This is a genomic window from Streptomyces sp. NPDC050564, assembly GCF_044457265.1.
Classification (GTDB): Bacteria; Actinomycetota; Actinomycetes; order Streptomycetales; family Streptomycetaceae; genus Streptomyces.
The window spans coordinates 64,471-89,730 of the sequence record NZ_JBITGS010000039.1 but is presented as its reverse complement, the minus strand read 5'-3'; the positions used below and the strand labels follow the sequence as shown (position 1 = coordinate 89,730).

At 70.8% G+C, this 25,260-nt stretch carries 26 protein-coding genes; 14 read left to right on the top strand and 12 right to left on the bottom strand.

The window, feature by feature from the left end; translation table 11 throughout:
- Positions 1-96: 96 nt before the first annotated feature.
- Entirely contained in the window at positions 97-756 is a 660-nt protein-coding gene (locus tag ACIBK0_RS41840) for a TetR/AcrR family transcriptional regulator (protein ID WP_399092377.1), read from the bottom strand.
- Positions 757-872: 116 nt separating this feature from the next.
- Here ACIBK0_RS41840 and ACIBK0_RS41835 point away from each other — a divergent pair, with 116 nt between their 5' ends.
- Positions 873-1,436 (top strand): NADPH-dependent FMN reductase, encoded by a 564-nt coding sequence (locus ACIBK0_RS41835; protein ID WP_399092374.1) that lies wholly within the window; start codon positions 873-875, stop codon positions 1,434-1,436.
- 137 nt (positions 1,437-1,573) lie between these two features.
- The gene (locus tag ACIBK0_RS41830; protein WP_399092371.1) at positions 1,574-2,251 is read left to right on the top strand and encodes an AIM24 family protein; all 678 of its coding nucleotides are present in this window, start codon (positions 1,574-1,576) and stop codon (positions 2,249-2,251) included.
- 148 nt (positions 2,252-2,399) lie between these two features.
- Here ACIBK0_RS41830 and ACIBK0_RS41825 read toward each other — a convergent pair whose 3' ends face one another.
- The 3 genes from ACIBK0_RS41825 to ACIBK0_RS41815 form a co-directional block, all read right to left on the bottom strand.
- Positions 2,400-4,181 carry a M4 family metallopeptidase gene (locus tag ACIBK0_RS41825; RefSeq protein ID WP_399092368.1) on the bottom strand — a complete coding sequence of 594 codons (1,782 nt, stop codon included), beginning with the start codon at positions 4,179-4,181 and terminating at the stop codon, positions 2,400-2,402.
- 327 nt (positions 4,182-4,508) lie between these two features.
- Positions 4,509-5,558: a polyprenyl synthetase family protein gene (locus tag ACIBK0_RS41820; protein ID WP_399092365.1), complete on the bottom strand. Its 1,050-nt coding sequence runs from the start codon at positions 5,556-5,558 to the stop codon at positions 4,509-4,511.
- The gene (locus tag ACIBK0_RS41815) at positions 5,555-6,616 is read right to left on the bottom strand and encodes a tetratricopeptide repeat protein (RefSeq protein ID WP_399092362.1); all 1,062 of its coding nucleotides are present in this window, start codon (positions 6,614-6,616) and stop codon (positions 5,555-5,557) included. The genes ACIBK0_RS41820 and ACIBK0_RS41815 overlap by 4 nt, the downstream gene beginning before the upstream one ends.
- Positions 6,617-6,952: 336 nt before the next feature.
- Between ACIBK0_RS41815 and ACIBK0_RS41810 the strand changes: the two genes are divergently transcribed.
- Entirely contained in the window at positions 6,953-7,897 is a 945-nt protein-coding gene (locus tag ACIBK0_RS41810; RefSeq protein WP_399092359.1) for an aminoglycoside phosphotransferase family protein, read from the top strand.
- Between the two features lie 94 nt (positions 7,898-7,991).
- A complete protein-coding gene (locus ACIBK0_RS41805; protein WP_399092356.1) occupies positions 7,992-8,294 on the top strand; it encodes a hypothetical protein in 303 nt (100 codons plus the stop codon).
- On the opposite strand, the gene ACIBK0_RS41800 is transcribed toward ACIBK0_RS41805, so the two are convergent.
- Positions 8,291-9,133, bottom strand: coding sequence for a helix-turn-helix transcriptional regulator (locus ACIBK0_RS41800; RefSeq protein WP_399092353.1), 843 nt, complete (start codon positions 9,131-9,133; stop codon positions 8,291-8,293). The genes ACIBK0_RS41805 and ACIBK0_RS41800 overlap by 4 nt on opposite strands.
- 101 nt (positions 9,134-9,234) lie before the next feature.
- On the opposite strand from ACIBK0_RS41800, the gene ACIBK0_RS41795 reads away from it, so the two are divergent.
- Together ACIBK0_RS41795 and ACIBK0_RS41790 are read left to right on the top strand one after the other, a co-directional pair.
- Positions 9,235-9,942, top strand: coding sequence for an SDR family oxidoreductase (locus tag ACIBK0_RS41795; RefSeq protein WP_399092350.1), 708 nt, complete (start codon positions 9,235-9,237; stop codon positions 9,940-9,942).
- A 58-nt stretch (positions 9,943-10,000) separates the two neighbouring features.
- On the top strand, positions 10,001-10,627 hold the full coding sequence (locus ACIBK0_RS41790; RefSeq protein WP_399092347.1) for an alpha-ketoglutarate-dependent dioxygenase AlkB family protein: 627 nt from the start codon (positions 10,001-10,003) through the stop codon (positions 10,625-10,627).
- A gap of 44 nt (positions 10,628-10,671) precedes the next feature.
- Here ACIBK0_RS41790 and ACIBK0_RS41785 read toward each other — a convergent pair whose 3' ends face one another.
- Both ACIBK0_RS41785 and ACIBK0_RS41780 read right to left on the bottom strand, forming a co-directional pair.
- Positions 10,672-11,271: a TetR family transcriptional regulator gene (locus tag ACIBK0_RS41785; protein ID WP_399092344.1), complete on the bottom strand. Its 600-nt coding sequence runs from the start codon at positions 11,269-11,271 to the stop codon at positions 10,672-10,674.
- On the bottom strand, positions 11,268-12,713 hold the full coding sequence (locus ACIBK0_RS41780) for an MFS transporter (RefSeq protein ID WP_399092341.1): 1,446 nt from the start codon (positions 12,711-12,713) through the stop codon (positions 11,268-11,270). The genes ACIBK0_RS41785 and ACIBK0_RS41780 overlap by 4 nt, the downstream gene beginning before the upstream one ends.
- A gap of 449 nt (positions 12,714-13,162) precedes the next feature.
- Between ACIBK0_RS41780 and ACIBK0_RS41775 the strand changes: the two genes are divergently transcribed.
- From ACIBK0_RS41775 to ACIBK0_RS41765, 3 genes are all read left to right on the top strand, one after another.
- On the top strand, positions 13,163-13,549 hold the full coding sequence (locus tag ACIBK0_RS41775; RefSeq protein WP_399092338.1) for a tyrosinase cofactor: 387 nt from the start codon (positions 13,163-13,165) through the stop codon (positions 13,547-13,549).
- 33 nt (positions 13,550-13,582) lie between these two features.
- Positions 13,583-14,407 (top strand): tyrosinase family protein, encoded by an 825-nt coding sequence (locus ACIBK0_RS41770; RefSeq protein ID WP_399092335.1) that lies wholly within the window; start codon positions 13,583-13,585, stop codon positions 14,405-14,407.
- A gap of 101 nt (positions 14,408-14,508) precedes the next feature.
- Positions 14,509-15,138 carry a hypothetical protein gene (locus ACIBK0_RS41765; protein ID WP_399092332.1) on the top strand — a complete coding sequence of 210 codons (630 nt, stop codon included), beginning with the start codon at positions 14,509-14,511 and terminating at the stop codon, positions 15,136-15,138.
- A 12-nt stretch (positions 15,139-15,150) separates the two neighbouring features.
- Here the strand turns inward: ACIBK0_RS41765 and ACIBK0_RS41760 are convergent, their stop codons facing one another.
- The 3 genes from ACIBK0_RS41760 to ACIBK0_RS41750 form a co-directional block, all read right to left on the bottom strand.
- Positions 15,151-15,852, bottom strand: a complete 702-nt coding sequence (locus ACIBK0_RS41760; protein ID WP_399092329.1) for a ribonuclease H — start codon at positions 15,850-15,852, stop codon at positions 15,151-15,153.
- Positions 15,853-15,906: 54 nt separating this feature from the next.
- Positions 15,907-16,905, bottom strand: a complete 999-nt coding sequence (locus ACIBK0_RS41755) for an ArsR/SmtB family transcription factor (protein ID WP_399092326.1) — start codon at positions 16,903-16,905, stop codon at positions 15,907-15,909.
- Between the two features lie 111 nt (positions 16,906-17,016).
- Positions 17,017-17,814, bottom strand: coding sequence for a VOC family protein (locus ACIBK0_RS41750; protein WP_399092323.1), 798 nt, complete (start codon positions 17,812-17,814; stop codon positions 17,017-17,019).
- Between the two features lie 142 nt (positions 17,815-17,956).
- On the opposite strand from ACIBK0_RS41750, the gene ACIBK0_RS41745 reads away from it, so the two are divergent.
- Positions 17,957-18,973, top strand: coding sequence for a zinc-binding alcohol dehydrogenase family protein (locus ACIBK0_RS41745; protein WP_399092387.1), 1,017 nt, complete (start codon positions 17,957-17,959; stop codon positions 18,971-18,973).
- A gap of 62 nt (positions 18,974-19,035) precedes the next feature.
- Positions 19,036-20,262 carry a PP2C family protein-serine/threonine phosphatase gene (locus ACIBK0_RS41740; protein WP_399092320.1) on the top strand — a complete coding sequence of 409 codons (1,227 nt, stop codon included), beginning with the start codon at positions 19,036-19,038 and terminating at the stop codon, positions 20,260-20,262.
- A 6-nt stretch (positions 20,263-20,268) separates the two neighbouring features.
- On the opposite strand, the gene ACIBK0_RS41735 is transcribed toward ACIBK0_RS41740, so the two are convergent.
- Positions 20,269-20,730, bottom strand: a complete 462-nt coding sequence (locus ACIBK0_RS41735) for an STAS domain-containing protein (RefSeq protein ID WP_399092317.1) — start codon at positions 20,728-20,730, stop codon at positions 20,269-20,271.
- A 220-nt stretch (positions 20,731-20,950) separates the two neighbouring features.
- On the opposite strand from ACIBK0_RS41735, the gene ACIBK0_RS41730 reads away from it, so the two are divergent.
- The 3 genes from ACIBK0_RS41730 to ACIBK0_RS41720 all read left to right on the top strand — a co-directional run bounded on the left by ACIBK0_RS41730 (position 20,951) and on the right by ACIBK0_RS41720 (position 24,321).
- Entirely contained in the window at positions 20,951-21,625 is a 675-nt protein-coding gene (locus tag ACIBK0_RS41730) for a response regulator transcription factor (protein WP_399092314.1), read from the top strand.
- Between the two features lie 8 nt (positions 21,626-21,633).
- Entirely contained in the window at positions 21,634-23,313 is a 1,680-nt protein-coding gene (locus ACIBK0_RS41725; protein ID WP_399092311.1) for an ATP-binding protein, read from the top strand.
- A 93-nt stretch (positions 23,314-23,406) separates the two neighbouring features.
- Positions 23,407-24,321, top strand: coding sequence for an SGNH/GDSL hydrolase family protein (locus tag ACIBK0_RS41720; protein WP_399092308.1), 915 nt, complete (start codon positions 23,407-23,409; stop codon positions 24,319-24,321).
- 139 nt (positions 24,322-24,460) lie between these two features.
- Here the strand turns inward: ACIBK0_RS41720 and ACIBK0_RS41715 are convergent, their stop codons facing one another.
- Positions 24,461-24,943 (bottom strand): VOC family protein, encoded by a 483-nt coding sequence (locus ACIBK0_RS41715; protein WP_399092305.1) that lies wholly within the window; start codon positions 24,941-24,943, stop codon positions 24,461-24,463.
- Between the last annotated feature and the right edge of the window lie 317 nt (positions 24,944-25,260).

Below are 25,260 nucleotides of genomic sequence, written 5' to 3'. Positions count from 1 at the left end.
GCAATGGCTGCACACCTACAATCACCACCGCGGACACACCGCGCTGAAAGGCCAACCACCCGCCAGCCGCGTCCCCAACCTCACAGGGCAATACAACTAGGCGGTCGCCGGACGCGTACTCCGCTCCACCAGGTCGTGCCAGCCCGACTCCAAGCGCTCCACAGACATGCCGCGCTGGCGGGTCAGGTGGTGGACCAGGGCGGGTTCCAGGTAACCCATCAGGGTTTGCGCGACGAGTTCGGTGTCCGTGGCCGGGGCGGTCTGGCGCAGCAGCATGCAGACGTGCATGAAGCGGACGCGGTACGGGGCGGAGCTGAAGCGGCGGGAGGCGTCGGGCTCGGCGGCGAGGTAGAGGTCGAGCTGCTCGGAGGTCTGACGCAGGGCGCGACAGCCGAAGGCGTGCAGGCGCTCCGCCGGTGACGCGCCGGGGCCGAGCGGGGGTGGACCGCTGATGAAGGCGGTCTGGAACCGCTGCTCGGTGTGGTCGAGGAGCGCCATCAGCAGGCCGGTGCGGTCGCCGAACCGCCGGAAGACGGTCCCCTTGCCCACCGATGCCGCGGCGGCGACGGCGTCCATCGTCACCTTGGCCACCCCGTGCTCCTCCACCAGGCGGGCGGCGGCCTCCAGCAGACGCGCGCGGTTGCGTGCGGCGTCGGCGCGCAGCTGGGGGGCCTCGCCAGGGGCGGCGAGCTCCATCAGCACGGGTTCGTCGGACGTTTCCTGTCGCTTCGGGAAGGGCGGAAGTGGGGTGGACATGAGGCCAGAGTAGCCCGAGACCAGGGAAACTGGACTGCGGTCCGGTTCAGTGATACACATTTAACCGGACTTCGGTCCGTTTTATTGCGGCAATGTTTCAGCTTCGGGAGATCACCATGTCCGTACGTATCCTCGCGCTCGTCGGCAGCCTGCGCGCCGGCTCCCACAACCGTCAGCTCGCCGAGGCGGCCGTCAAGCTCGCTCCGGAGGGCGCGGAGGTCGAGCTGTTCGAGGGCCTGGCCGAGGTCCCCTTCTACAACGAGGACATCGACGTCGAGGGCAGCGTGCCTGCCTCCGCTGTCCGGCTGCGTGAGGCCGCCGGCCACGCCGACGCCTTCCTGCTCTTCTCGCCCGAGTACAACGGCACGATCCCGGCCGTGCTGAAGAACGCCATCGACTGGCTGTCCCGCCCCTATGGCGCCGGCGCCTTCAGTGGCAAGCCCGTCGCCGTGATCGGCACCGCGTTCGGCCAGTTCGGCGGCGTCTGGGCGCAGGACGAGGCCCGCAAGGCCGTGGGCATCGCCGGCGGCACCGTCCTGGAGGACGTCAAGCTCTCCATCCCCGGCTCCGTGACCCGCTTCGCCGAGACCCACCCCGTCGACGACGCCGAGGTCGCCGCGCAGCTCACGGAGGTCGTCAGCCGCCTGCACAGCCGGGTCGGCGCGGCCGACGCCGCCTGACAACTGCCGTGAGGGCCGGTCCGGTTCACCCGGGCCGGCCCTTTCGCGCGTCACGAGATCGCTGTCGAATGTCTCAGGTCCGCACGATGGCCTGCACGATCTTGGCGGAACGAAATCCTCCGGGCCAAGATGCCCGCATGAAGGGTGATCTCTTTTCCAGTGACCACATGGTGCAGCCCGCTCTCGCGCCGGGCATGACCATCCAGAACGCCAAGTCCATCAAGTACGCCGTCAACGGCGAGATGTTCGCACGGCAGGGGGCGATGGTCGCCTACCGGGGGAATCTGCAGTTCGAGCGCAAGGGCCAGGGCGTCGGCGGCATGCTCAAGCGGGCGGTCACCGGTGAGGGACTGCCACTGATGACCGTCCGCGGGCAGGGCGAGGTCTGGTTCGCGCACGAGGCGCAGAACTGTTTCATCGTCGGCATCGAGCCTGGCGATGTGTTCACCGTCAACGGCCGCAACGTCCTGTGCTTCGACGCCACGTTGTCGTACGAGATAAAGACCGTGAAGGGCGCGGGAATCACCGGTGGCGGCCTCTTCAACAGCGTCTTCACCGGCCACGGCGGCCTCGGGCTGATCTGCGAGGGCAACCCGCTGGTCATCCCCGTCTCGCAGCAGCAGCCGGTGTACGTCGACACGGACGCGGTCGTGGGCTGGACCGCCCACCTGCACACCTCGCTGCACCGCTCGCAGTCGATCGGCTCGATGATCCGCGGCGGCTCCGGTGAGGCCGTGCAGCTGAAGCTGGAGGGAGAGGGGTACGTCGTCGTACGTCCCAGCGAGGTGACGCCGCAGAAGGCGCAGCAGCACTGAGTCCGGCAACGACAAAGGGTGCCCCGCCACACGGCGGGGCACCCTTCGTCACCTGTGGGCGCCCGGGGCCTTCACTCTTCGGCGCCCAGACGCGTCACCGGCCGAAAGCCCAGACGCGTCACCGGCCGAAGCCCGGGCGTGTCGCCGGTCAGTGACCGGCGACGGGCGTGTTGGCGGTGGTGACGTTGACCGCGGCCCACGCCTTGTCCACCGCCTTGTACTCGGTGCTGTTCGCCCCGTACATGTCGGCGGCGGCCTTGAGGGTGGCCTTCCGCGCGTCGTGGAAGTCGGTCGTGGAGACCATGTAACGGGTGAGCGCCCGGTAGAAGATCGCGGTGGCCTTGGCGCGGCCGATGCCGGTCACCCGCGAACCGTCGTACGTCGGCGAGTCGTACTGCACGCCGCCGATCGTCTTGCGACCGCTGCCCTCGGCGAGCAGGTAGTAGGCGTGCGAGGAGACGCCGGAACCCGCGTGAACCTCGGTGTCGTAGGCCGCGGGCGACCAGTAGTCGATCGTGCCTTCGAGCCGGTCGAGGGAGGGGTGGTCCAGACGGCGCAGGAACTTCTGCGCGAGGCCCAGCTTCTCGCCCAGGAGGTAGTTCGGCGGGTTGTTCGGGTTGTTGGTGGAGAACTCGACGTTCGAGCCGAAGATGTCGGCGAGCGACTCGTTGAGGGCGCCCGGCTCCCCGAACTGGTTGCCGTCCTGGTCCACGCGGGTGGGCTCGAGGGCGGCGGTGGCGTCGACGACACCGTGGGTCAGCTCGTGGCCGGTGACGTCCAGGACGACCAGCGGCTTCTTGAACAGATCGCCGTCACCGTCGCCGTACAGCATGCAGCCGCAGGTCGAGTCCCAGAAGGCGTTGCCGACCTTGTTGCCGAAGTGGACCATCGCGCGGGCACCGGCGCTGTTGTTCTTGATGCCCTTGCGGCCGAAGGTCTTCTTGTAGAAGTCCAGCGTCTTGGTGATGCCGTACTGGGCGTCGACCGCCGCCGTGGTCCGGCTGGAGGTGGTGCCGGTGCCCCACTTGTTGTCACCGTCGGTGAACTTCTTGCCGCGCGAGAAGGCCTCCAGCTCCTGCCCCCTGGCGTCCCGGGTCTCGGTGTTCCACCGGGTGCGGTCCTTGAGGAGGAAGCTGGTGCGCGCGGTCTGGGTGGTCTTCAGGGTGACCGTGCCGACGAAGAGGGACTTCCCGCTCCCGGTGGCGGTGACCGGGTAGTGGGTGGCTGCCGTCGTGCCGACCAGGCCGGACGGCTGGGTGGAAGCCGTGCCTGTCTCTGGGGTCGCCTGCTCGCCCCGCTTGCGCAGCGTCTCCTCCAGGGACGGCGAGATGAACTCGTCGCTGTCGGGGGTGTTGCTGCGTATCCTGCCGGTCCGGGCGTCCACGACGACCGTGCTGGAACCGCCGGACTCCGCGGTCTCGCTGTCCGTCACGCGCACCTGGTAGGCGAGGGCGGCCTCGCCGTTGCGGGCGTCCACGACGAGCTCAGCGCCGCTCGCGTCGCCCTTGGTCACCGCGGCGGCCTTCTGCTCGGCCTGCTGGGGTGTCAGCTTCGCCTCGGTGGTGACCGGCTTGACCGCGTGGTCGGCGGCCCGGGTCACGCCCAGGTAGGCGGACTGCTTGCTGAGGTGGACGACCAGGTCGCCGCCGAGGACCGGAAGGCCGTGGTGGGTGCGGACGAAGCGGACGTGCCGCTTGCCGTCCGGGTCTGTCATGACGTCCTTGGCCTGCAGGGTGTCACCCTCGGTGACACCGGTCGCCGACGCGTGCGCGAAGGCGGCCGCGCGGGCGGCGTCGACCGTCGAGGAGGGCGAAGTCGCCTGCCGGGCGGGCGAGTCGGGCGCGGCCGCGAAGACGGGGCCCGCCGGGAGCGTGGCGGCCGTCGTCACCGCGACGGCGATCGCCACGCGGCGTATGTGGGGTCTACGCACTGAATTCCTTCAGACAGGGCAGCCGGGATCACCAACTGCCGTGAGGCACGGCACTGTTGGGCGCCGTGGGGGCTGTTTGGCCCCGATGCGACACCTTCACCGATTTGCCAGGTACATGTAAAGACGAAAGATCCCTTTTATTACTTTCCGGGCGATCTCTTTACGAATGTTCACTTCTCGGTGATCAACAGGTGACCAACTGCGCGTCGCCCGGACAGATGTGAGGGGGGATGAGGCGGTTGCCTGACAAGGCCCGCCGAGGCGTACATGTGACGGATGTCGCAGCGCCTCCGGCCCGGAGCGGACGGGTCCGCAGGCGTGGAGATGTCAGATCGCCCGGTGGGCGAGGGAGGAGAGCACGGAGCGGAGTTCCTCGGCAGGACGCGGGGCGAGCGACGCCGTCGCCAGCAGGGCGTCCGCCGCGGCGAGGTGACGGCGGGCCTCGCGCAGCGCAACCGTACGACCGCCGGCTCGCTCGACGAGGGCCGCCGCCTTGCGTACACCGGTGTCGTCGAGGGCGGCCGGGGCGGCGAGGAGTTCGGCGAGGGCGGGATGGCCGGGCGCGTTCAGGGCGACGAGGACCGGGAGGGTCTTCTTTCCCTGACGCAGATCGCTGTGGACCGGTTTGCCCGTGACGGCCGGCTCACCCCAGATACCCAGAACGTCGTCGGCGATCTGGAAGGCCACTCCGAGATGACGCCCGGCACGGTCCAGTGCGTCAGCGGTCTCCGGCGGGGCTCCGGCCAGTTGGGCGCCCAGGGCCAGCGCACAGCCGAGCAGAGCGCCGGTCTTGTGCTCGGCCATCGACTCGTACTCCCCCACACCGACCGCCTCGGGCCCGGTCCAGGGGCGGTCGGCGAACAGCAGGTCGTCCGCCTGGCCGTGGACCAGGTCGCGCAGGGCCGCGGTCAGATGCCGTACGGCCGCCGCGGCGTGCGCAGTCGCGGGCGCCGCGGTGAGGGTCTCCACGGCCAGGGCGAAGAGGGCGTCGCCGGCGAGTACGGCGGGGCCGGTGCCGTACGCCTTCCAGAGCGCGGGACGGCCGCGGCGCAGCGCGTCGCCGTCCATGATGTCGTCGTGAAGCAGCGAGAAGGTGTGCACGAGTTCCACCGCGACGGCACCCGGCACGCCCGCCGCGCCTGGGCCTCCGGCCGCCTCCGCGCCCAGGACGGCCAGCGCCTGCCGTACGCCCTTGCCCTGGCCGTGGGTCGCGGGGGCGCCGCCGATCTCGCAGCGGCCCAGCGCGTATCCGGCCATCTCCGCCACCCAGGGGTGCAGTCCGCCGATCGCCTCCGCGAGGGCCGGTGCGACCAGTTCACGGCAGCGGCGCAGGATCTGTGGCGCGGTGGGCGGTGACTGCAGGGCCGTGGAGGTCATCGGGCGGCCTCCGCGTCGGCACCCTCGGATTCCGGCGTCAAACCGAGTTCCGTCCGTGCCCGTTCGACCATCTGCCGGGCGTGGCGCAGTCCGATGCCCTCCAGTGCGCGGGCCAGTTCGGTCAGGTCGGCGGCGGTCTCGGCGCGGTCACGGCCGAGGCGCGCCAGGGACTTGACGAGTCCGAGCCGGGACAGCGCCCGGCCGCGCGGCTCGCTCATCGCCTCGAACTCCGCGAGCGCCTCCGCGTAGACCTCGCGGGCCTGGTCGTAACGCCCGGCCCGGTAGAGGACGTTGCCGCGCATCTTGTGGTTGTAGGCGAGCGCACCGGACAGGTTCATCGCGCGGCAGGACACCTCCGCCTCGCTCAGCAGGGCCAGCGCGCGGTCCGCGTCCTGGTCGCGTACGGAGACGATGTCCGCGAGGCCGCGCAGGGCCCAGGCGTGGCCGCGCCGGTCCTCGGCGCGCGCGGCGATCTCGGCCGCCTCCTCGAACATGGCGTACGCGGTGTCGTGGGCACCCGTGTTGCGGTGTATCTGTGCGATGCCCTCCAGGGCCCACACGGTGTGCCGGGCCTCGCCGCGCTTGCGGGCCTCGGCCAGGAGCTGTTCGTGCAGGGCGGTCACGGCCGCGTAGTCGCCCTGGATGCGGCCGGTCTCCGCCATCCCCGCCAGGGAGTAGCCGCGGACGACCACATCGCCCGCCTGCTCGCCGAGTTCGGCGGCCAGTCGCAGCAGCCGCCACGCCAGCGGGAACGCGCCGCGCTGCCGGGCCAGCGTTCCGCCGCTCCACAGCGCCCACGCCATCGCCCCGGTGTCCCGGGCCTCGCGAGCCGTGCGATAGCTCGCCTTCCACGCCCGGTCGGCGTCCGCCACCTGCCCGAGGCGACGGTGCGCCTCGGCGACCGCGAGACCCGAACGGGCCGCCTCGGTACGCGCCCCCGAGCGCTCGGCGGCGCGCAGTTGCTCGGTGCCGGCCGCGAGAACGTCGGTCAGCGAGGAGTTCACGGACAGGGTGGTCAAAGCGCCCTGGTACTCCGGGGCGAAGGCCTTGCCGTACATGTATGCCTTTCCGTATGCCACCGGTCGGGCCGCACTCACGCGCCGGCCGCCGATGCGGGCTGTTCCTGGTTCCTGCCGGTCGGCGGCACGTGACGACCCGGCTATACCCTCTGCGTATACATGGCATGTATACGCAGAGGGTATAGTGCGTCGGATTTCCACCTGGAAATCTCTGGTTCACTGCGGTGCACGCGCTGCCCACCCGTTGCCGATCAAGACGACGGCGGCGCCCGCAAGGTTGCCTGGAGTGACGAAGAGGCCAAAATGCGGTGCGCGGAAACCCGAACGAGGCTCAGGATGGCGCAAGTTGACCTCTCCCACAGGAAGCAGGCGCCCATGCCGTCAGGTCCCATGCACGCCCATGAGGTGCGGATCGACGATGCGCTCGTACGACGGCTGCTGGCCGGGCAGTTCCCCAACTGGGCCGACCTGCCGCTGAAGCGTGTCGAGTCGGCCGGAACCGTCAACGCCGTCTACCGACTCGGCGCCGACCTGGCCGTACGCCTCCCCCGCATCCCGGAGGGCGCCGGCGACGTGGACAAGGAGGGGGAATGGCTGCCGCGGCTCGCGCCTCTGCTGCCGTTCCCCATTCCCGAGATCCTCGCCGTCGGTGTGCCCGGGGAAGAATATCCGTGGCGCTGGGCCGTGCTTCGCTGGCTCGACGGCGAGCTCCCCGTCCCCGGGCGCCTCACGGACGCGAGTGCGCTGGCCACCGACCTCGGCGGGTTCGTCCGCGCACTGTGGCAGATCGACCTGCCCGGCGGCCCGCCCGCCTACCGGGGCGGGCCGCTGGCGACCGTGGACGACGCCACGCGCTCCGCCATCGACGAACTCCACGGCACGATCGACACGTCGGCCGCGACGGCGGCCTGGGAGGCGGCGCTCAGCGCGCCGCTGTGGACCGGCCCGCCCACGTGGGTCCACTCGGATCTGATGCCGATGAACCTCCTCACCCGCCAAGGCCGTCTCACCGCCGTCCTCGACTTCGCCACCCTCGGCACCGGCGACCCCGCGTGCGACCTGATCGCCGCCTGGAATCTCCTCCCCGCCGAGGCGAGGCCCGCCTTCCGGCACGCGGTGGGCACGGACGACGCCACATGGGCCCGTGGGCGCGGTTGGGCCCTGTCCATGGCCCTGCTCCAACTCCCCTACTACCGCACGACGAATCCCGTGATCGCGGCCAACGCCGAGCATGTGATCCGCGAGGTCCTGGGCGAGCTCGAACAGATCGTGTCCGCGAAGTCGGTCGATCGTTGGTCGGTTCGTCGCGCGTCGCCATGAGCCGACATCTCCCCGGCCGAGTCGAGGAAGGGATGGAAGGTGCGTCTGCCCCCTGAATGACCACGACATCTTCCGAGAGCTCATGGAGGAGGGCTTGGACGACTGGGTCCCCGTGGACCGGCTCCTCCGTCTGGCCGAGGATGTCGCGCAGGCCCGGGGCGCGGACTTCCGTGACGTCGCGGGCGAGTTGCTCCGGCGGCTGCTCGACAGCGGGCTCATGGCCGTCGGTGATCTCGGCGACAGCAGATTCGAGGCCTGGCGGGAGAGCGGTGACGAACTCCTGGCCAAGGCGGTCAGGGTGCTGGACGGCTTCGACTGGGACCCACGGCTCGGCGCGTACTGGCCGGCCAACACGCCGAAGGGCGACGCCGCGGCCTCGGGGCGGCAGGAGTCCTAGGACTCCACCAGGGCCTGAGTGCCGAGCACTCCGAGCAGCTCAAGGCGTTCGGCGTCCCCCGTATCGGGCTCGGCGGTGTAGATCATGATGCGCAGGTCGCTGCCGGCGACGCTGAGCACATCGCAGTCGAGCGTCAAAGGGCCCACCTGCGGGTGATGAACGGTCTTGCGCGACGCCTCGTGCCGGCCCACCACTCCGGAATCCCACAGCTCGGCGAACCGGTCGCTGTTCACCCGCAGTTCCGCGATCAGGCGCCGCAACCGCTGATCCGCCGGATACCGGCTCGCGGTCGCACGCAGGTCGGCGACGAGCGCTGCCTCGAACTCTCGCTGGGCCTCGGGAGAGCGGTGGACGCGGCTGCCGGGGCCGACAAAATTGCGCCACACCCCGTTGCGCTCGTTGCCGCGCCATCTGGAGGGATCGTCCATCAGGGCCGCGTAGAGCGGGTTGACCAGCAGCAGCGTCCAGGCCGCGTCGTAGACCGCGACGGGCGTCCCGGCCAGCCTGTCCAGCAGCCGTTGCACGCTCGGCGTGATGTGGGCGGGCACTGAGTCCCGTCCCGGCGGGACGAGCCCGGCGACATGGAAGAGATGTTCCCGCTCGGCCGTCGACAGCCGCAGAGCGCGGCCCAGCGCCTCGACGACCTGCTCCGACGGGTTGGTCGCCCGGCCCTGTTCGAGGCGGGTGATGTAGTCGACCGAGATCCCGGCCAGCAGGGCCAGCTCCTCGCGGCGCAGCCCGGCCGCGCGCCGGTGGCCGCCCGCGGCCAACCCGGCCGCTTGCGGTGAGACCCGGTCGCGCCACCGCCGTACCGTCTGCCCGAACTCCGTGCTCGCCATGCCACCACTGTGCACCGCCCCGCGCGGACATGCCTGGTACTGACAGTCCCAGGAAGACGGGACTCCTGGCTGACCTCGCGATCGGCGCGGAACCTGGAGCCATGACTACGACACTGATCACCGGAGCGAACAAGGGTCTCGGATTCGAGACCGCACGCCGACTCATCGCGGCGGGTCACACCGTCTACCTGGGCAGCCGGGACCCGGAGCGCGGGCGCCGGGCCGCCGAACAGCTGGGGGCGCGGCTGGTCGTCCTCGACGTCACCGACGACGCGTCCGTCGCCGCCGCGGCGAAGACCGTCGAGGCCGACGGCGGCCTCGATGTGCTGATCAACAACGCCGGCGTCGAACAGCGCGGTGCGGGGAACACCGTGATCGGCGCGGCGGACGTGACCGCCGAGATGATGCGGGAGCTGTTCGAGACGAACGTCTTCGGCGTCGTCCGCGTCACCCACGCGTTCCTGCCACTGCTGCGGCGGTCCGCCGCCCCGGTCGTGGTGAACGTGAGCAGCGGCCTGGGCTCGATGGCCCGTGTCACCGACCCCGCCGCCCCGGCGTACGCCTACCCGGGCGTCGCCTATCCGGCGTCGAAGACCACGGTCAACATGATCACCGTGCAGTACGCGAAGGCGTTCCCTGCGATACGGATCAACGCGGTCGAGCCGGGCTACACCGCGACCGACCTGAACGGCCGCACGGGTACCCAGACAGTCGAGGAGGGCGCCGAGATCATCGTCCGGATGGCGCAGATCGGCCCGGACGGACCCACTGGAGGCTACTTCGACGCCGACGGGCCGCTCCCCTGGTGAGCGAGGCGCCCACCCAGACAATGGGAACGCATATTCGATTACGGAGTACGCTGGTCGCATGGCCATGCACCTCCAGGGTTCGCTCTTCGACCAGACCGACGAGCTCCGCCTCGGTCCGCTGAACGCGATGCGCCGCACCGTGCTGGGCGACGGGGCCTGGATCGACCTGTTGCCCGGGTGGCTCGGTGGGGCCGACGCGCTCTTCGCCCGGCTCGCCGCCGAGGTGCCGTGGCGGGCGGAGCGGCGGCAGATGTACGAACACACGGTGGACGTACCGCGGCTGCTCGCCTACTACCGCGCCGGTGATCCGCTGCCGCACCCGATCCTGGACGAGGCACGGGACGCGCTGTCCGCGCACTACGCCGCCGAGCTCGGCGAACCGTTCACCACGGCAGGGCTCTGCTACTACCGGGACGGCCGCGACAGCGTGGCCTGGCACGGAGACCGGATCGGCCGGGGCGCGCGCGAGGACACCATGGTCGCCATCCTGTCGGTCGGCGCCCCGCGCGATCTGCTGCTGCGTCCGCGCCGGGGCGGCGACACCGTGCGGCGCCCCCTCGGGCACGGCGACCTGATCGTGATGGGCGGCTCCTGCCAGCGCACCTGGGAGCACGCCATCCCCAAATCGGCGCGGGCGTCGGGACCACGGATCAGCATTCAGTTCCGGCCGCACGGGGTGAACTGAGTCCGGACCCGCCTTCGGGATCCGTCAGTCGCGCTCTCCTCGGCTCACGGCGTGAGCTGGGCCTGCACTGTCGGGCCGTACCGGTCGACGATGTCGTCGATCGCGGTGGCGCGCAGGCGGGTGCCGCGGGCGATGCCGTACATCACGCCGAGGCCGAGCAGCGTGCCGACGGCGAGTTCGGCACGTAGGCCGGCGTCGGGTCCGCCGAGCCGATCGGCGAGGCGGTCGCTGACCTGGGTGCGGAAGTTGGTCCGCAGGATGTCGCCCTGCTCGCCCTGGATCGGGGCGAAGACGATCCGCAGGATGGGATCGGCGCCCCGCTGGGTCTGACCCTCCAGCAGATGGCGGACCATATGGCGGCCGAGATCCTCCAGGGGCCCGGCCAGCAGGGCCTCGGCATCGGACTCGAAGGACATGACCCGCGCGAACAGCGCGTCCTTGTTGCCGAAGTACTTCAGGATCAGCGGCGCGCTCACCCCCGCCCGGTCGGCGACCGCCTTGAGCGTGATGTCCGCGTGGGCGTGCCGGGCCAGCAGATGCCGGGCCGCGCGCAGGATGGCGGCCTTCGTCGCCTCGGCGTCACGGCGCGGTGGGGCGGCAGGCGGTGCCGTGAGACCGGGGTGCGGGCTGGTCACGGTGCTCATGCTCCTTCGAGGGCCTCGTCGCGGTGCGCTCCGGTGCGGCCGCTGGTCCGTCGGGTGTCGCGCGAGGCGGGGTCGGCGGGTATCGAGAGGGCGGCGGCGCAGGCCACCACTGCGACCGTACCCGCCATGGCGAAGGCCAGCAGATATCCGTGCAGCGTGGGCAGCGGGGCACCGCCGACGAGACTCGTGTGGTGGACCAGGACGGCGGCCACGGCGGCGCTGCACACGGCCTGGCCGATGGTGCGCATCAGGACGTTGACACCGTTGGCGGACGCGGTCTGCCCGGCGGGCACGGCGCGCAGGATCAGGGTGGGCAGGGCGGAGTAGGCGAGCGTCGTGCCGATCGCGCAGACCGTGGCCCCCAGGATGATCAGCCACAGGTCGCTGCTGTCCATGATGCGTATGACATAGCCGAGGGCGATTATCGCGGTCCCGAGGGCCAGCGTCACCCGGGGGCCACGGGCGGCCGAGATGCGCGCCGAGACGGGCGAGAGCAACAGCATCGTGACGCCGCCGGGCAGCAGACACAGGCCGGTCGCCACGATGGACAGCCCGAGCCCGTAGCCGGTCTCCTTCGGCGCCTGCACCAGCTGCGCCGTCACCAAGGAGTTCCCGTAGAAGGCGAAGCCCGTCAGGAGCGCGGCGATGTGCGGCAGGGCGACCCGTGGGCGGGCGGCCAGCTTCAGGTCGACCAGCGGCCGTTCGGTACGCCGCTGCTGTATCCACCACAAGGTCATGATGAGGACGCAGGCCACGAACAGGCCCAGGATCCGGGCGCTGCCCCAGCCCCAGGTACCCCCCTGCGACACCCCCAGCAGCAGGCATATGAGCCCCGCCGCCAGGCCCACCGCGCCCACCGTGTCGAAGCGGCCCGGCTCGCGGACGGGCGACTCGCGCACCGCCCACCACGCCAGCGCGAGGCCGACGGCACCCAGCGCCGTCGTGGCCCAGAACATGACATGCCAGTTCGCGTACTGCACGACCAGCGCGGCGAGCGGCAGGCCCAGGGCGGCGCCGATGCCCACGGTGGAGCTCATCAGCGCCACAGCGGAACCCGTGCGTTCCGGAGGCAGTTCGTCCCGCAGGATGCTGATCGACAGCGGTACGACCGCGGCCGCGGCACCCTGCAGGGCCCGCGCCGCGATGAGCACACCGATGTCCGACGTGACGGCGCACAGGAGCGACCCCACGGTCATCAGCCCGAGCGCCATCAGCAGCACACGCCGCTTGCCGTACATGTCTCCCGCGCGGCCCAGCACGGGCGTCAGCACCGCTCCGGACAGCAGCGTCGCCGTCACCATCCAGGAGACCGCGCTCGCCGAGGCACCCGTCAGCCGCGGCAGGTCCGGCAGCAACGGCACCACGACGGTCTGCATGACGGCCATGAGGATCCCGCCGAATGCCAGGACAGGGACTGCCAGCCGGTCACGCAGGGCCGCCATTAATACTCCAGAAGTCGACGCGAAACATGGGTGAATGACAATTCACCATACCGGTGAATCGCCATTCACCCCAAGAGTGTTCGACTGGTCGCCCGCCCGGAGCGCCGCGCGAGGGCGCACTCGAGTTCCGGGCCCTCGCGCAGCGCTCCGGCCGGCGAGCAGTCGATTTCAACCCCGGGAGTTCACGTCACCTTGCGGGCGTGAGCCACACCACTCGCGACGGCCCACCTCGACAAGATCACCGACAGTGGGTCGCCCAACGGGAGGAATTTCACGTTCCGGTAGGTTGCGAGCCCACTCGACAGCAAGATCATCTTCGTTCAAGTTTGCACGACATTTACTTAATTGTCCGGATCACAGCCAACCGACATTCGCCGATTTCTCCCGCTCTCCGACGACCCGATAGGCATACCGAGTCGTCAACAGGACTGATCGCAGGAGGTCTTCGCATGCCGGAACTCACTCGTCGTCGTGCCCTCGGGGCCGCGGCCGCACTGGCCGCCGTGGCCGGTACCCAGGCCGCCGCCGCACCCTCTGTGTCCGCCGCACCGGGGGTGTCGGCCGGCGGACACCACCACGGCGGGCCGGAAGCCTTCGACGAGGTCTACCGCGGCCGTCGCATAGTGGGCCGCGCTGTCAGCGAGGGCGGTCACCACCACGGCGCCGGCTACGCCGTGTTCGTCGACGACGTGGAGCTGCATGTGATGCAGAACGCCGACAGCAGCTGGATCAGTGTCGTCAGTCACTACGCCCCGGTGCCCACCCCGCGCGCCGCCGCCCGCGCCGCGGTCGTGGAGCTGCAGGGGGCACCGCTCGTCCCCTTCGACGCCAACTGACCCAAGCCGCAAGCAGATCGTGGAGTCCCGCACATGACCGTACGCAAGAACCAGGCGAGCCTGACCGCCGACGAGAAGCGGCGTTTCGTCGACGCGCTCGTGCAGCTCAAGCGAAGTGGGCGCTACGACGCCTTCGTCACGACACACAACGCCTTCATCATGGGTGACACCGACAACGGCGAGCGCACGGGCCACCGTTCACCGTCGTTCCTGCCCTGGCACCGCCGCTTCCTCATCGAATTCGAGCAGGCACTGCAGTCCGTCGACTCCTCCGTCGCGCTGCCGTACTGGGACTGGAGCGCCGACCGCTCGACGCGCTCGTCGCTGTGGGCGCCCGACTTCCTCGGCGGCACCGGGCGCAGCCTGGACGGCCGGGTGATGGACGGCCCGTTCGCAGCCTCGTCGGGCAACTGGCCGATCACTGTGCGCGTCGACAGCCGTACGTACCTGCGCAGATCGCTCGGCAGCGGCGTCCGGGAGCTGCCGACCCGCGCCGAGGTGGAGTCCGTGCTCGCCATGGCCACCTACGACATGTCGCCGTGGAACAGCGCCTCGGACGGCTTCCGCAATCACCTCGAAGGCTGGCGTGGCGCCAATCTGCACAACCGCGTCCATGTCTGGGTCGGCGGGCAGATGGCCACCGGCGTCTCCCCCAACGACCCCGTCTTCTGGCTCCACCACGCCTACATAGACAAGCTGTGGGCAGACTGGCAGCGCCGCCATCCCGACTCGGGCTATCTGCCGACGGCCGGCACCCCCGACGTCGTCGACCTCGGCGAGACGATGAAGCCCTGGAACGACGTACGACCGGCGGATCTGCTGGATCACAGCGCGCACTACACGTTCGACACCGACTGATCAGGGCCGCTTCCCGCCCCGGGGGCTCCCCGCACGAGGGGCCCCCAGAACCCGCGGAAAGGGAGCCCCGCTCATCCGCGCCGATCGGCAGAATGAGAGGCGTGCTGATCATGGAGCCCGTACTGGAGACCCACGAAGCCGCCGACTTCACGCTGTGGCCGACCGCCGGCCCGCCCGCGGACCGGTTGCTCGTCCTCTCCGGCGACCTGTCGCCGCTCGAGGTCAGTACCGCGATGGCGGTCCTGGCCGGCTACAACAAGACGCAGCGCAAGCGTCATGACCGCGGACCCGCGGGCGGCCTCGCGATGCTGCGCCGTCTGGTGTCGGTCGAATCCGTCGTCGCTCCGGGCGGCCTGCGGCTCCGGGACCCCGCCACCGGAGTCACCATGCCACCGGGGTGCTGCTTCGGTCTGGAGAACTGGCGGGACTGGCAGATTCTGCTGGACGGCGAAACGCCCTGGCTCGGCCACGACCCCACGCCGGGCGTCGAGCACTCCGGACCGCTCGTCCGCCTCTGGCCGGACGAGCAACGCCCGGCCGGCCGGCCGATCGAACTGGCCTTGAGCGAACTTTCGGTGCTGCTCGAATCCGTGCGCAGCGCGCTCACCGGGTTCCTGGGCCTCGTCGAGGAGTGGACGCTCCGGGACTTCCCCGCCGCGCTCGCCGCTCAGGTCGTGGCGAAGCTCGACGCGGACCTGGCCATGAGCGCCTGCCTGCGCGAAGTCTCCTGACGCGGCTAGCGCCTACGCGTTGCTCGTCTCGGCGGTACGGCACTCCGGGTGCCCCCACCCCTGGCCGTTCTTGGCGATGGGCTCGCCCGCGGCGTAGGAGCGCCCGCAGACGCAGCGGCCGGGGAACTTGGCCTTGATCGTGCGGCTCGACGTGCTCGGCCGCGCCGCGCTCTTCGTGGAGCTGCGGCGGCGCGCGGGCGCCGGGGTGTCGGGCGACGGCGGCGGCTCCGGGGATCCGAGGTCGCTGCCCGCGGGCTGCTGGACGGCGGCCGCCTGGCTCGCGGCGCGGTCGGCGAAGTCGTTGAGGCGGTCGCCGTCGACCTGGTGCGCGGGGACGTAGCGGAACTCCACGGTGCGGCCGTCGAGGAGCTCGTCGATGCGGGCGACCAGTTCCTGGTTGGCGACCGGCTTTCCGGCGGCAGTCTTCCAGCCCTTGCGCTTCCAGCCGGGCAGCCAGGTCGTGACGGCCTTCATCGCGTACTGGGAGTCCATCCGGATCTCCAGCGGCACATCCGGGGCGATCGCCGTCAACAGACGTTCCAGCGCGGTAAGTTCGGCGACATTGTTGGTCGCCGTGCCCAGCGGGCCGGCCTCCCAGCGGGTGGGAGTCTCCTCCCCGTCGGCGACGACCCAGGCCCATCCGGCGGGTCCCGGGTTTCCCTTCGAAGCCCCGTCACAGGCGGCCACAACGCGTTCAGGCATGGCCCCGATCATGCCACGCTCCGCCCAGCGACCGGCGCCGCGGGTTCACCGGCTCCCGCCGCGGGTTCATCGGGCGTCGGAGAAACTGCCCGCTCCAAGGAGTCGCAGGCCCAGCGGAGTGGCCATGTGCAGGACGTACTTGCCCTCGCGACGGCTGGTCACCAGTCCCCCGTCGCGCAGGACGCCGATCTGGTAGCTGGCGCTCGGCAGCGCGATCCCCACGGCCAGGGCGACGTCGGAGGTGGTGTGGGCGGTACGGCTCGCCACCTCCGTCAGGACGGCGGCCCTGGTGCGGCCCAGCAGACGTTCGAGGCCGTCGTCCGTGCCGTGCGCGAGGGCCAGCGGCGTCTTCTGTACCGGGTAGACGAGCACCGGATCGAGGCCCGGATCCGCCAGCGCGGTCGGCCGACGCCAGCAGAAGTAGGACGGGACGAGGAGCAGGCCGCGGCCTTCCAGGTACAGGTCGCGCTCGGTGGGGTAGTCCACTTCGAGCACGGGAGGCCTCCAACGGGCGAGTGGGCGCAGCCCGTCGAGGAGGGCCCCGGTGCCGCCGTCGAGGAGGGCACGGGAGCGCAGGTCGACATCGTTGCCGACGGCCGTTCGGATGTGTGGCCAGTACGGTTCCAGCAGGGCGCGGAAGTAGATCCCGAGGGCCCCCGCCAGGGACTTGAGCGCGTCGCTGCCGGGTCGGCCCAGCGAGGTCGTCCAGTGCGGCACGGGGCGCGACTCGGCCAGCCGCGTCAGCTCCCGGACCAGCCGTGTGCGGGGAGTGCGCCGCAGCTGGTCGAGGCCGGCCGACAGGCCGCCGCCCGTCACGGGCGGTGTGAGGAAGTCGGGGATGTAGCCGGCCGCGGGGATCAGGGTCCGCAGCGGGCGCAGCGCGCGGCCCGCGACCGCGTCCTGGGAGAGCCGGTCGTGGGCCGCGCGCCGCCAGTGACCGAAATCGAGCGGTCCCTGCCCGGTTTCCAACCGGCAGACGCTGCAGATCAGTTCCCACAGCGGATCGGGTTGCCGGGCCACGCGAATGTTCTGCAGATCGTGCGAGGTGAAGTGAATGCGAAGCATGCGGTCTCTTTCGCTCGCCGTCCTTGTGGGGGATCCGGCCACCCGGGGGTGCCGCGGCCACAAGAAGGGACGAGTACCGCATCAACGCGGTTGCCCTCGCGAGGGAATGCCTCAGGACACGTCGGTCATCTTCGGCATGTCCCCCTGGGTCGTCGTCATGTCGATGACGGAGAACGACGCGCCCTGCGGGTCGCTCAGTGCCGCGAACCGGCCGAACGGGCTGTCCATGGGCCCGAAGCGCAGGATGCCGCCGTGCTCCGTCGCCTTCGCCACCGCCGCATCGCAATTCTCGACGGTGAAGTACACGTTGATGTAGGGCGGTACCTCGATCGGGAAGTCGTCCGTCATCTTCATGCGGCCCAGAACGGGTTCCTCGCCCAGGCTGAAGATCCGGAAGTCGACGGCATCGTCCTCGACCTGCTTGGCGCCGAGCGGGAAGACGGCGGGGAAGAACGCGTCGGACTTCTCGGGTTCACGGGTGAAGACCTCGGCCCAGGCGTACGCGCCGGGCACGGCCGTCGCCTCGAAGCCCTCGTGGGTGCCCGCCTGCCAGACGCCGAAGACGACGCCGCTGGGGTCACGGCCCAGTGCCATGGTGCCGAACTCGCCGACCTGCATCGGCTCCATCAGCACCTCACCGCCATTGTCCTTGATCTTCGTGGCGGCCGCGGCGGCGTCGGGCGAGGCGAAGTACAGGCACCAGGCGGACTGGCCCTCCTGCCCGGTCATCGGCGGGACGACGGCGGCCACCGCCTTGCCGTTGGCGTACGCCTGTGTGTAGTTGCCGTACGCGGAGGACGATTCACCGAAAGTCCAGCCCAGTACGTCACCGTAGAAGCTCTTGGCCCCCTCGACATCGCTGAACATCGCGTCCGCCCAACAGGGCTTTCCCTCAGGCTGTACGGCCATGACGTCGACCTTCTCCGGTTCGATGAACGGTTGCGCGTTTCACGCTAGCCAGGCTGCGCCCGGGCCGCGCGCCGAGCGGAGCGGCCTGCACGACACTGGAGAGCGAGCACAGGTGGTCGTCGACAGGACGGGGCACTGGATGATGCACGCGTGGGAAGTGGCTCGGCCCGGACCGATCGGCGGGGATCCGCTGCGCTTCGTCGAGAAGCCCGTGCCGACGCCGGGGCCCGACGAGCTCCTCGTGCACGTCCGCGCCTGCGGGGTGTGCCGTACCGATCTCCATGTCGCCGAGGGCGACCTGCCCGTGCGCAGGCCGGGGGTGACGCCGGGGCACGAGGTCGTCGGCGTGGTCGCGGGGACCGGCGACGACGTGAGCGGCTTCGCCCACGGTGACCGGGTGGGCGTCGCCTGGCTGCGCCGCACGGACGGCACGTGCCGGTACTGCGTGCGCGCCTCGGAGAATCTCTGCCCGGCGTCCGAGTACACCGGCTGGGACGCCGACGGCGGCTACGCGGAGTACACGACCGTCCCGGCCGCCTACGCATACCGGCTGCCCGACGACGTGGACGACATCGCCCTGGCACCCCTGCTGTGCGCGGGCATCATCGGCTACCGCGCGCTGCTGCGTGCCTCGCTGCCGCCCGGCGGGCGGCTCGGGCTGTACGGCTTCGGCGGCAGCGCCCACCTGTGCGCGCAGCTCGCCGTCGCGCAGGGCGCCACCGTGCACGTACTGACCCGCGACCCGGCCGCGCGGCGGCTGGCGCTCGACCTCGGCGCCGCGTCCGCCCGGGGGGCGTACGACGAGCCCCCCGAGCCGCTGGACAGCGCGATCCTGTTCGCGCCGGTCGGTGACCTGGTCCCGGTCGCGCTGCGGGCACTCGACCGGGGCGGGGTTCTGTCGGTCGCGGGGATCCACCTGAGCGACACCCCGCCGCTGCGCTACGAGCGCGAGCTGTTCTACGAGAAGGAGCTGCGCAGCGTCACCTCCAACACGCGTGAGGACGGCCGGACCTTCCTGGCGCTGGCGGCCCGGCACGGCGTACGCGCGACGACGCATCCCTACCCGCTGTCCGAGGCGCAGCAAGCCCTCAAGGATCTCAAGGCGGGCCGTTTCGACGGGGCGGCCGTACTGGTGAACGACCTTCCGCCGCGACACTGAGCATGCGGGTCCGCCGCTGGCGTGCGTGGATGGATCCAGGCGTGTGCGGCGGTGGAGGTGCCATGGCAGGCCGAGGCGGTGAGAGCTCCGAGGGCATGGGGGCGCCGTTCGGTGCGATGGACGACGCCGTCGAGTCGATCGGCTCCACGCTCGACGAGCGGACCACGTGCACCGAACTCGCCGCATTCGTGTGCCGGCACTTCTGCGACGCCGCGGCGGTGGATCTGCTGCCCGCGGACGTACCGGCCGCCCAGCAGTCGCGCGACCCGGAACTTTCCCGTGTCGCCATGGCGGGCCGCAGCGATCTGCTGGCCCCGTGGCCCCCGCACGGCGCGCGGCCGCTGTCCGTGCGGGCGCTGGACGAGGGGCATCCGATCACCGCCTCGCTCGATCTCTCCGGTCTGGTCCCGCGGCGGGTCATGACCGTGCCGCTGCTCGCGCACGAGCGCCTGTACGGGGTGCTGCTGGCCGTCCGGCAGGGGCCGGCGTTCACCGACGCGGAGACCACCGGCACGCACTACGCGACACGTCTCGCGGCCGTCCATCTCGGCCATTCGCGCCAGCACAACGCCGTGCGCAGTACGGTGCTCAGCCTCCAGCGGGCGCTGCTGGCCGAACCGGGCCGACCGCATCCGAACATCGATCTGGCCACCCGCTATCTGCCGGCCGGGGGCGGCACCCTGGTGGGCGGGGACTGGTTCGAGACCGTACGGCTGCACTTCGGACGCACCCTGCTGGTCGTGGGCGACGTCATGGGACACGGTCTGGACGCGGCGGTGGACATGAACGCGTACCGCTCGATGCTGCGCTACGTCGCCTCCACGGATCTGCCGCCGCACCGGGTGCTGCGCCGCCTGGACGCCGCGGTCGCCGAGAATGGCACCCGGCGTCCGGCCACCTGTCTGCTGGTGCAGGTCGACCCGGCACGCGGTACGGCGGCGATCGCCGCGGCCGGGCACCTGCCCCCGGTGGTCTTCACCGGGGGCGGGACCGGTGAACTGCTGGAGCCGATGGTCGGTCCCCCGCTCGGCACCGGCATCGGCGGCTACGAGCTGGCCACCCGCGCGCTCGCGCCCGACGACACCCTGCTGATGTTCACGGACGGTCTGGTGGAGCGCCGTGGCGAGGACATCGACGAGTCGCTCGCCCGGCTGGCCGGGCTGCGCCTCCCGCCGGGGGCGGCCGTCGAAGCACAGCTCGACGAGGTCCTCCTCAAGCTCGACGCCCGTCACGCGGAGGACGATGTGGCGGTGATGGCCGCTCGCATCCGTCGTCGGCATCCGACGTGACACCGGTCAGCAGGCGCTCCGCCGACTCCGCCCGGCAAAGACTTCGCCCAGTGTCGCCGCGGGTCTGAGCACGTCCCACGCACCGTGCGCGCGAAGCAACCGGTGGACGCGGCGCGTACAGAGCAGACCGAAGTCCATGTCGCCGCGCGTGACCCGCTCACGGAAGCGCAGCACCATGCCCAGGCCGGTGCTGTCGATGAAGGTCGTGGGGCGCAGGTCCACGATGTACAGCCGGGCGGGCAGGGCCGCGACCGAGTCCAGCCACGGGCGCACGTGGACGACAGCGGCCAGGTCGATGTCGCCGCGCAGCTCGACGACCAGCAGACCGGCTCCGCGTAGAGGTGGGCGTGGTCGCTGGGCAGTGGCCAGGAGACGGCGTTGATCCGCTCCAGGGCGTGCTCGTTCAAACTGTCCGATTCCGTTCTCGCGACGCGCGGGCACGTCTCGTGCCGCACGCGGCCTGGTCACGGTGGCACCCGGAGGTGGCTGCCCGCGCGTCCCGGCACGGGCTCGTGCGACGGTGCTCCATCCCCGCACCGCACGAGCCCGCGCCGGAACTCCCCCCGGACGGCTCCCCCTTGAACCGTGGGCAGTTTCTGTTCTACCTTCGCCACATGGTCGGGGCATCAACGCCCGCTCACCAGCGAAACAACGTGGGAGCGGCGGCAGCTGGGCCGGGTGGTGCGGGATGCGTCCTCACCTCGCGTTGATAGAAGACGATCCCGATTTCGCACTGATGTGCCGTACCTATCTTGAGCGTGCGGGGTTCACCGTCACGTGGGCGATCGACGCCCGCGCGGGCAAGGCCGCCATGCACGACGGTGGCATCGCCCTCGTCGTCCTCGATCTGGGACTGCCGGACGGCAGTGGCCTGGAACTGCTGCGCGCCCTGCGCTCCACCAGCCGCCTCCCGGTGATCGTCGTCTCCGGACGCGGCGGAGAGGCGGACCGGGTGGCGGGCCTGGAGATCGGTGCGGACGACTACCTGGTCAAGCCCTTCTCGCAACGCGAACTCGTGGCCAGGATCCGTGCGGTGCTGCGCCGTTCCCAGCCGCCCGACGTGCCGGTCGTCGTGGAGGTCGGGACGCTGCGCGTCGACACGGCGGCACACCAGGCCGCCGTCGCGGGCATCCCGCTGGCACTACGGCCCAAGGAGTACGCCCTGTTGGAGCTGCTGGCCCGCTCCCCCGGCCGGGTCTTCTCCGCCGAGCAGCTGCTCGAGCAGATCTGGGGAGCGTCCTGGCAGCAGCCCGCGACCGTCGTCGAACACGTCTACCGGCTGCGCGGCAAACTCTCCGGACTCCCCACGCCCACACCGCGGATCACCACGGTGCGCGGCTTCGGCTATCGACTCGATCCCTGAGGGCCGTCATGTCCGCGAGCATCCCGCATCCCGCCCCGGACTTCCGGAGCCTGTTCGACGCGACCCTCTCCCCGCTGCTCGTCCTCGCGCCCGACTTCACGATCGTGGAGGTCAACCGGGCATACCTGACGGCCACTCGTACCGACCGGAGCATCGTCGGACGCCCCATCTTCGACGTGTTCCCCGACAACCCGGACGACCCGTCGGCGGACGGGGTGGCGAACCTGCGCCGCTCACTGCAGAGCGTGGTGGACACCGGTCGTACGGACACGATGGCGTTGCAGCGCTACGACATACCGACGGGCGACGCGGGAGCGTTCGTCGAGCGGTACTGGAGCCCGGTCAACACACCGGTGAGGAACAGCGACGGACGGGTGACACACATCATCCACCGGGTCGAGGACGTCACCGACTTCGTCCATCTGCGCCGGGTCGGGCGCGAACAGGAGCGTGCCGTCGCCGAGGCGCAGATGCGCGCCGAGGGCATGGAGATCGATCTCTTCGTCCGTGCCCGGGAGATCCGCGAGGTCAATGAGCAGCTCAGCCGCGCCAACGCCGAACTCGACGCCGCGGGACGGATATTGAAGGAGGAACAGCAGGCGAAGGACCGGTTCATCGCCACCCTCTCGCACGAGTTGCGCAATCCGCTCGCCGCCGCCACCGCGGCCACCGAACTGCTCGCGTTCGATCTGCCGGAGGGTCATCCGGCACTGTCGGTCCTGGAACGGCAGCTGGGCACGCTGGTGCGGATGAGCAACGATCTGCTCGACGGGACACGGGCGGTGACCGGACGCCTGGAGCTGGTGCGCGAGCGGACGGACCTGTGCTCCGTCGTGCACGGCGCCTGCGCCGACATCCGCGGCCTGTTCGGGCACGAGGGCCGCACGCTCGACGTCGATCTGCCCGCCGGTCCGGTGCTCGTGCACGGGGACCGGCTGCGGCTGGCCCAGGTGCTGACCAACCTGCTGTCCAACGCGCTCAAGTACACGCCGCCGGGCGGCCCTACGAGGGTGTGGTTGTCGACGGAGGACGGGCAGGCGCGTCTGTGCGTCGAGGACGACGGGATCGGTTTCGACCCGGGGCAGGCCGAGGAGCTGTTCGGGGTCTTCATGCGGGCGGCTCCGGCGGGCCCCAGCACCCCCGAGGGGCTCGGCCTGGGACTCGCGGTGGCCCGGACGATCGTCGAACTCCACGGCGGCCGGATCAGCGCGCACAGCCGCGGACCGGGGACCGGCGCCTCGTTCACCGCGCTGCTGCCGCTCGCCCTCGCCGACTCTGCGCAGCCGCGCCGCGCGAGGCCCGCCCACCCCGCGCCACGGCAGCTGGCCATTCTGATCGTCGAGGACAACACCGACCTGGCCACGACCTACCGCACCTTGCTGGAACGCCAGGGTCACCACGTCACTGCCGTACACACCGGCGCGGACGCCCTCACGGCCACCGCGTCCCACCTCTTCGACGTCGTCCTGTGCGACCTGGGGCTGCCGGACATCGACGGTTACACGGTCGCCCGCGAGGTGCGCTCCCGCCCGCACGGCGACAAGCTGCGCCTCATCGCGGTCTCCGGGTTCAGTCAGGGTGCCGACCACGGGCAGTCCCGGGCGGCGGGATTCGACGCCCACCTGGCCAAGCCACTCCCCCTCGCGGACCTGCTGGAACTCTTGGCGGGTGGCTCCGAGCAGGAGTGAGCGTCGCCCCGATGGCCGACGGATGTCTTCCCCCTTGTGCCGGCCTGTGCTTGCCTGGGGAACCCTTTCGGTGGGCGGGGCGGGAGTTGCGTCATGCGAAGGCCGTGGATCGTGGGGGTACTGCTGGCCGGGCTGCTGCTCGGTGGCTGCGGGGATCCTGCGTCGGGACCCGAGGCGGCTCCGCCCACCCCGGCGGAGCCCGGTGCCGCCCAGTCACCGTCCTCGACCACACGTCAGCGGCCGGCCGCCTCCCCCACCACTGGGGCGCAGGCCCCCACCGTGCTGTATCTCGGGGACTCGCTCGCCATGGAGAACCAGAAGGTGCTCGGGCAGTCCCTGCGGGACGAGTTGCACGCGCACTACACGAGCGCCCCGTACTCCGGGACAACCCTGTGCGACTACCTGGAAGGCACCGGCGAGAGGTCGCTGGTGCCGGCCGCGGACAAGGCGGCCGCGCTGGTGCGCTCGCTGCGGCCCGACTACGTGGTGCTCCAGTTCTGGGGCAACTCCTGGGGCTACACGCCGTGCATGGACGGAATCACCTACTCCGCGAACCGGGACACGTACTTCTCGCGCTATGCGGCGGACGCGGAGCGGCTGACCGATCAGATCGCGCGGGCGGGAGGCGCCCGGCCTCCGAAGGTCGTGTGGGTGCTGCAGGGTCCGGACCCGATCACTCCCGACCGGGTCCGGCGGGTGAACGCGCTGTACCAGAAGCGTGCCGACACCTCCGGCGACCTCGTCGCCGACGCCGGCCGGACCGTGAGCCCCGCGTCGGCCCGCTACACCTGGGCGCAGTACCTGCCGTGCACCTCGTACGAGCACCACCACTCCGCGTACTGCACCCAGCCGGGCCGTGACCGCACCGCCCTGCACCGCGACGACGACTATCTGCACTTCTGCCTGGCGCCCACCACGTCCACACCCAAGCCTTGCCCGGTGCGCTCGCCCGGGATCATGCGCATCACGCGGGAGATCACCCGGGCGATCGCAGCACAGGTGCACTAGTGCCCCGGCAGGCAACGTTCGCCCCGTCGCGACGCCCGGCACGCCCTCTCGCCGCGCAGCGGCGAACTGACCGGATCCACACGAGGGCGGGCTGCACGCCATATGCCGCTCGTGGCGTGCGGCCCGCCGGGCCGACTCGCTACTCGCCCGCGTGCACCCTCTCCAGCTCCGTGATGTCCAGCTTGGACATCTGCAACATCGCCCGGGTCGTACGGGCCGCCTTCTCCGGGTCCGGGTCGCCGATCAGGTCGATGAGCCTGCTCGGGACGACCTGCCAGGACAGGCCGTACTTGTCCTTGATCCAGCCGCAGGGACCTGCCTCGCCGCCGTCCTCGATGAACTTGGTCCAGTAGTGGTCCACCTCTTCCTGGTCGTCGCAGTGGATCTGGAACGAGATGGCCTCGTCGAACGTGAACTGGGGGCCTCCGTTGAGGGCGACGAACTTCTGTCCGTTGGCCACGAACTCGGCGGCCAGGACGGAACCGGCGGGTCCGGGCCCGGATTCCGTGTAGCGGCCGATCCTGCCGAGCTTGGAGTTCTTGAAGATCGAGACGTAGTAGTGCGCGGCCTCCTCGGCCTGGCCGTCGAACCACAGACACGTGGTGAATCCGTCGGCGGGCATGCGTACCTCCTCGGGCGGGAAACGTCGTCACCTCTGTCGACCGATCCTCGTCCGAAAACTCATCGGTGGCGCGCGCACCGTCGTGGTCCCACCTGTCCGGCTCTTTGCCGTGCCCCCGCACCGCTGCGGGATCCTAGTCATTCACCTCAGTCCCGGGCGGCGAAGACATGGGCCCCTCGGCCGTCTGCTCGGTTGGCTCTCCGGCCGGGGGTGATGATCACCGCCCGCGAGGCGTCTCGTACGGTGATGATCCACGCCGTCCGTGAGAAATCCGTACTGCAACGAACGGCGCCCCGTGTGAAAGGACCCGCATCTCC

Excerpts from the sequence above, each read along its gene's own strand:
- ACIBK0_RS41725 (WP_399092311.1), top strand. The coding sequence starts at position 21,634 with ATGTCCGCGAGCATCCCGCATCCCGCCCCGGACTTCCGGAGCCTGTTC.
- ACIBK0_RS41795 (WP_399092350.1), top strand. The coding sequence starts at position 9,235 with ATGACTACGACACTGATCACCGGAGCGAACAAGGGTCTCGGATTCGAG.
- ACIBK0_RS41820 (WP_399092365.1), bottom strand. The coding sequence starts at position 5,558 with ATGACCTCCACGGCCCTGCAGTCACCGCCCACCGCGCCACAGATCCTG.
- ACIBK0_RS41720 (WP_399092308.1), top strand. The coding sequence starts at position 23,407 with ATGCGAAGGCCGTGGATCGTGGGGGTACTGCTGGCCGGGCTGCTGCTC.
- ACIBK0_RS41800 (WP_399092353.1), bottom strand. The coding sequence starts at position 9,133 with ATGGCGAGCACGGAGTTCGGGCAGACGGTACGGCGGTGGCGCGACCGG.
- ACIBK0_RS41730 (WP_399092314.1), top strand. The coding sequence starts at position 20,951 with ATGCGTCCTCACCTCGCGTTGATAGAAGACGATCCCGATTTCGCACTG.
- ACIBK0_RS41780 (WP_399092341.1), bottom strand. The coding sequence starts at position 12,713 with ATGGCGGCCCTGCGTGACCGGCTGGCAGTCCCTGTCCTGGCATTCGGC.
- ACIBK0_RS41770 (WP_399092335.1), top strand. The coding sequence starts at position 13,583 with ATGACCGTACGCAAGAACCAGGCGAGCCTGACCGCCGACGAGAAGCGG.
- ACIBK0_RS41775 (WP_399092338.1), top strand. The coding sequence starts at position 13,163 with ATGCCGGAACTCACTCGTCGTCGTGCCCTCGGGGCCGCGGCCGCACTG.
- ACIBK0_RS41715 (WP_399092305.1), bottom strand. The coding sequence starts at position 24,943 with ATGCCCGCCGACGGATTCACCACGTGTCTGTGGTTCGACGGCCAGGCC.
- ACIBK0_RS41810 (WP_399092359.1), top strand. The coding sequence starts at position 6,953 with ATGCCGTCAGGTCCCATGCACGCCCATGAGGTGCGGATCGACGATGCG.
- ACIBK0_RS41830 (WP_399092371.1), top strand. The coding sequence starts at position 1,574 with ATGAAGGGTGATCTCTTTTCCAGTGACCACATGGTGCAGCCCGCTCTC.
- ACIBK0_RS41760 (WP_399092329.1), bottom strand. The coding sequence starts at position 15,852 with ATGATCGGGGCCATGCCTGAACGCGTTGTGGCCGCCTGTGACGGGGCT.
- ACIBK0_RS41815 (WP_399092362.1), bottom strand. The coding sequence starts at position 6,616 with ATGTACGGCAAGGCCTTCGCCCCGGAGTACCAGGGCGCTTTGACCACC.
- ACIBK0_RS41740 (WP_399092320.1), top strand. The coding sequence starts at position 19,036 with ATGGCAGGCCGAGGCGGTGAGAGCTCCGAGGGCATGGGGGCGCCGTTC.
- ACIBK0_RS41840 (WP_399092377.1), bottom strand. The coding sequence starts at position 756 with ATGTCCACCCCACTTCCGCCCTTCCCGAAGCGACAGGAAACGTCCGAC.
- ACIBK0_RS41745 (WP_399092387.1), top strand. The coding sequence starts at position 17,957 with ATGCACGCGTGGGAAGTGGCTCGGCCCGGACCGATCGGCGGGGATCCG.
- ACIBK0_RS41835 (WP_399092374.1), top strand. The coding sequence starts at position 873 with ATGTCCGTACGTATCCTCGCGCTCGTCGGCAGCCTGCGCGCCGGCTCC.
- ACIBK0_RS41755 (WP_399092326.1), bottom strand. The coding sequence starts at position 16,905 with ATGCTTCGCATTCACTTCACCTCGCACGATCTGCAGAACATTCGCGTG.
- ACIBK0_RS41790 (WP_399092347.1), top strand. The coding sequence starts at position 10,001 with ATGGCCATGCACCTCCAGGGTTCGCTCTTCGACCAGACCGACGAGCTC.
- ACIBK0_RS41785 (WP_399092344.1), bottom strand. The coding sequence starts at position 11,271 with ATGAGCACCGTGACCAGCCCGCACCCCGGTCTCACGGCACCGCCTGCC.
- ACIBK0_RS41750 (WP_399092323.1), bottom strand. The coding sequence starts at position 17,814 with ATGGCCGTACAGCCTGAGGGAAAGCCCTGTTGGGCGGACGCGATGTTC.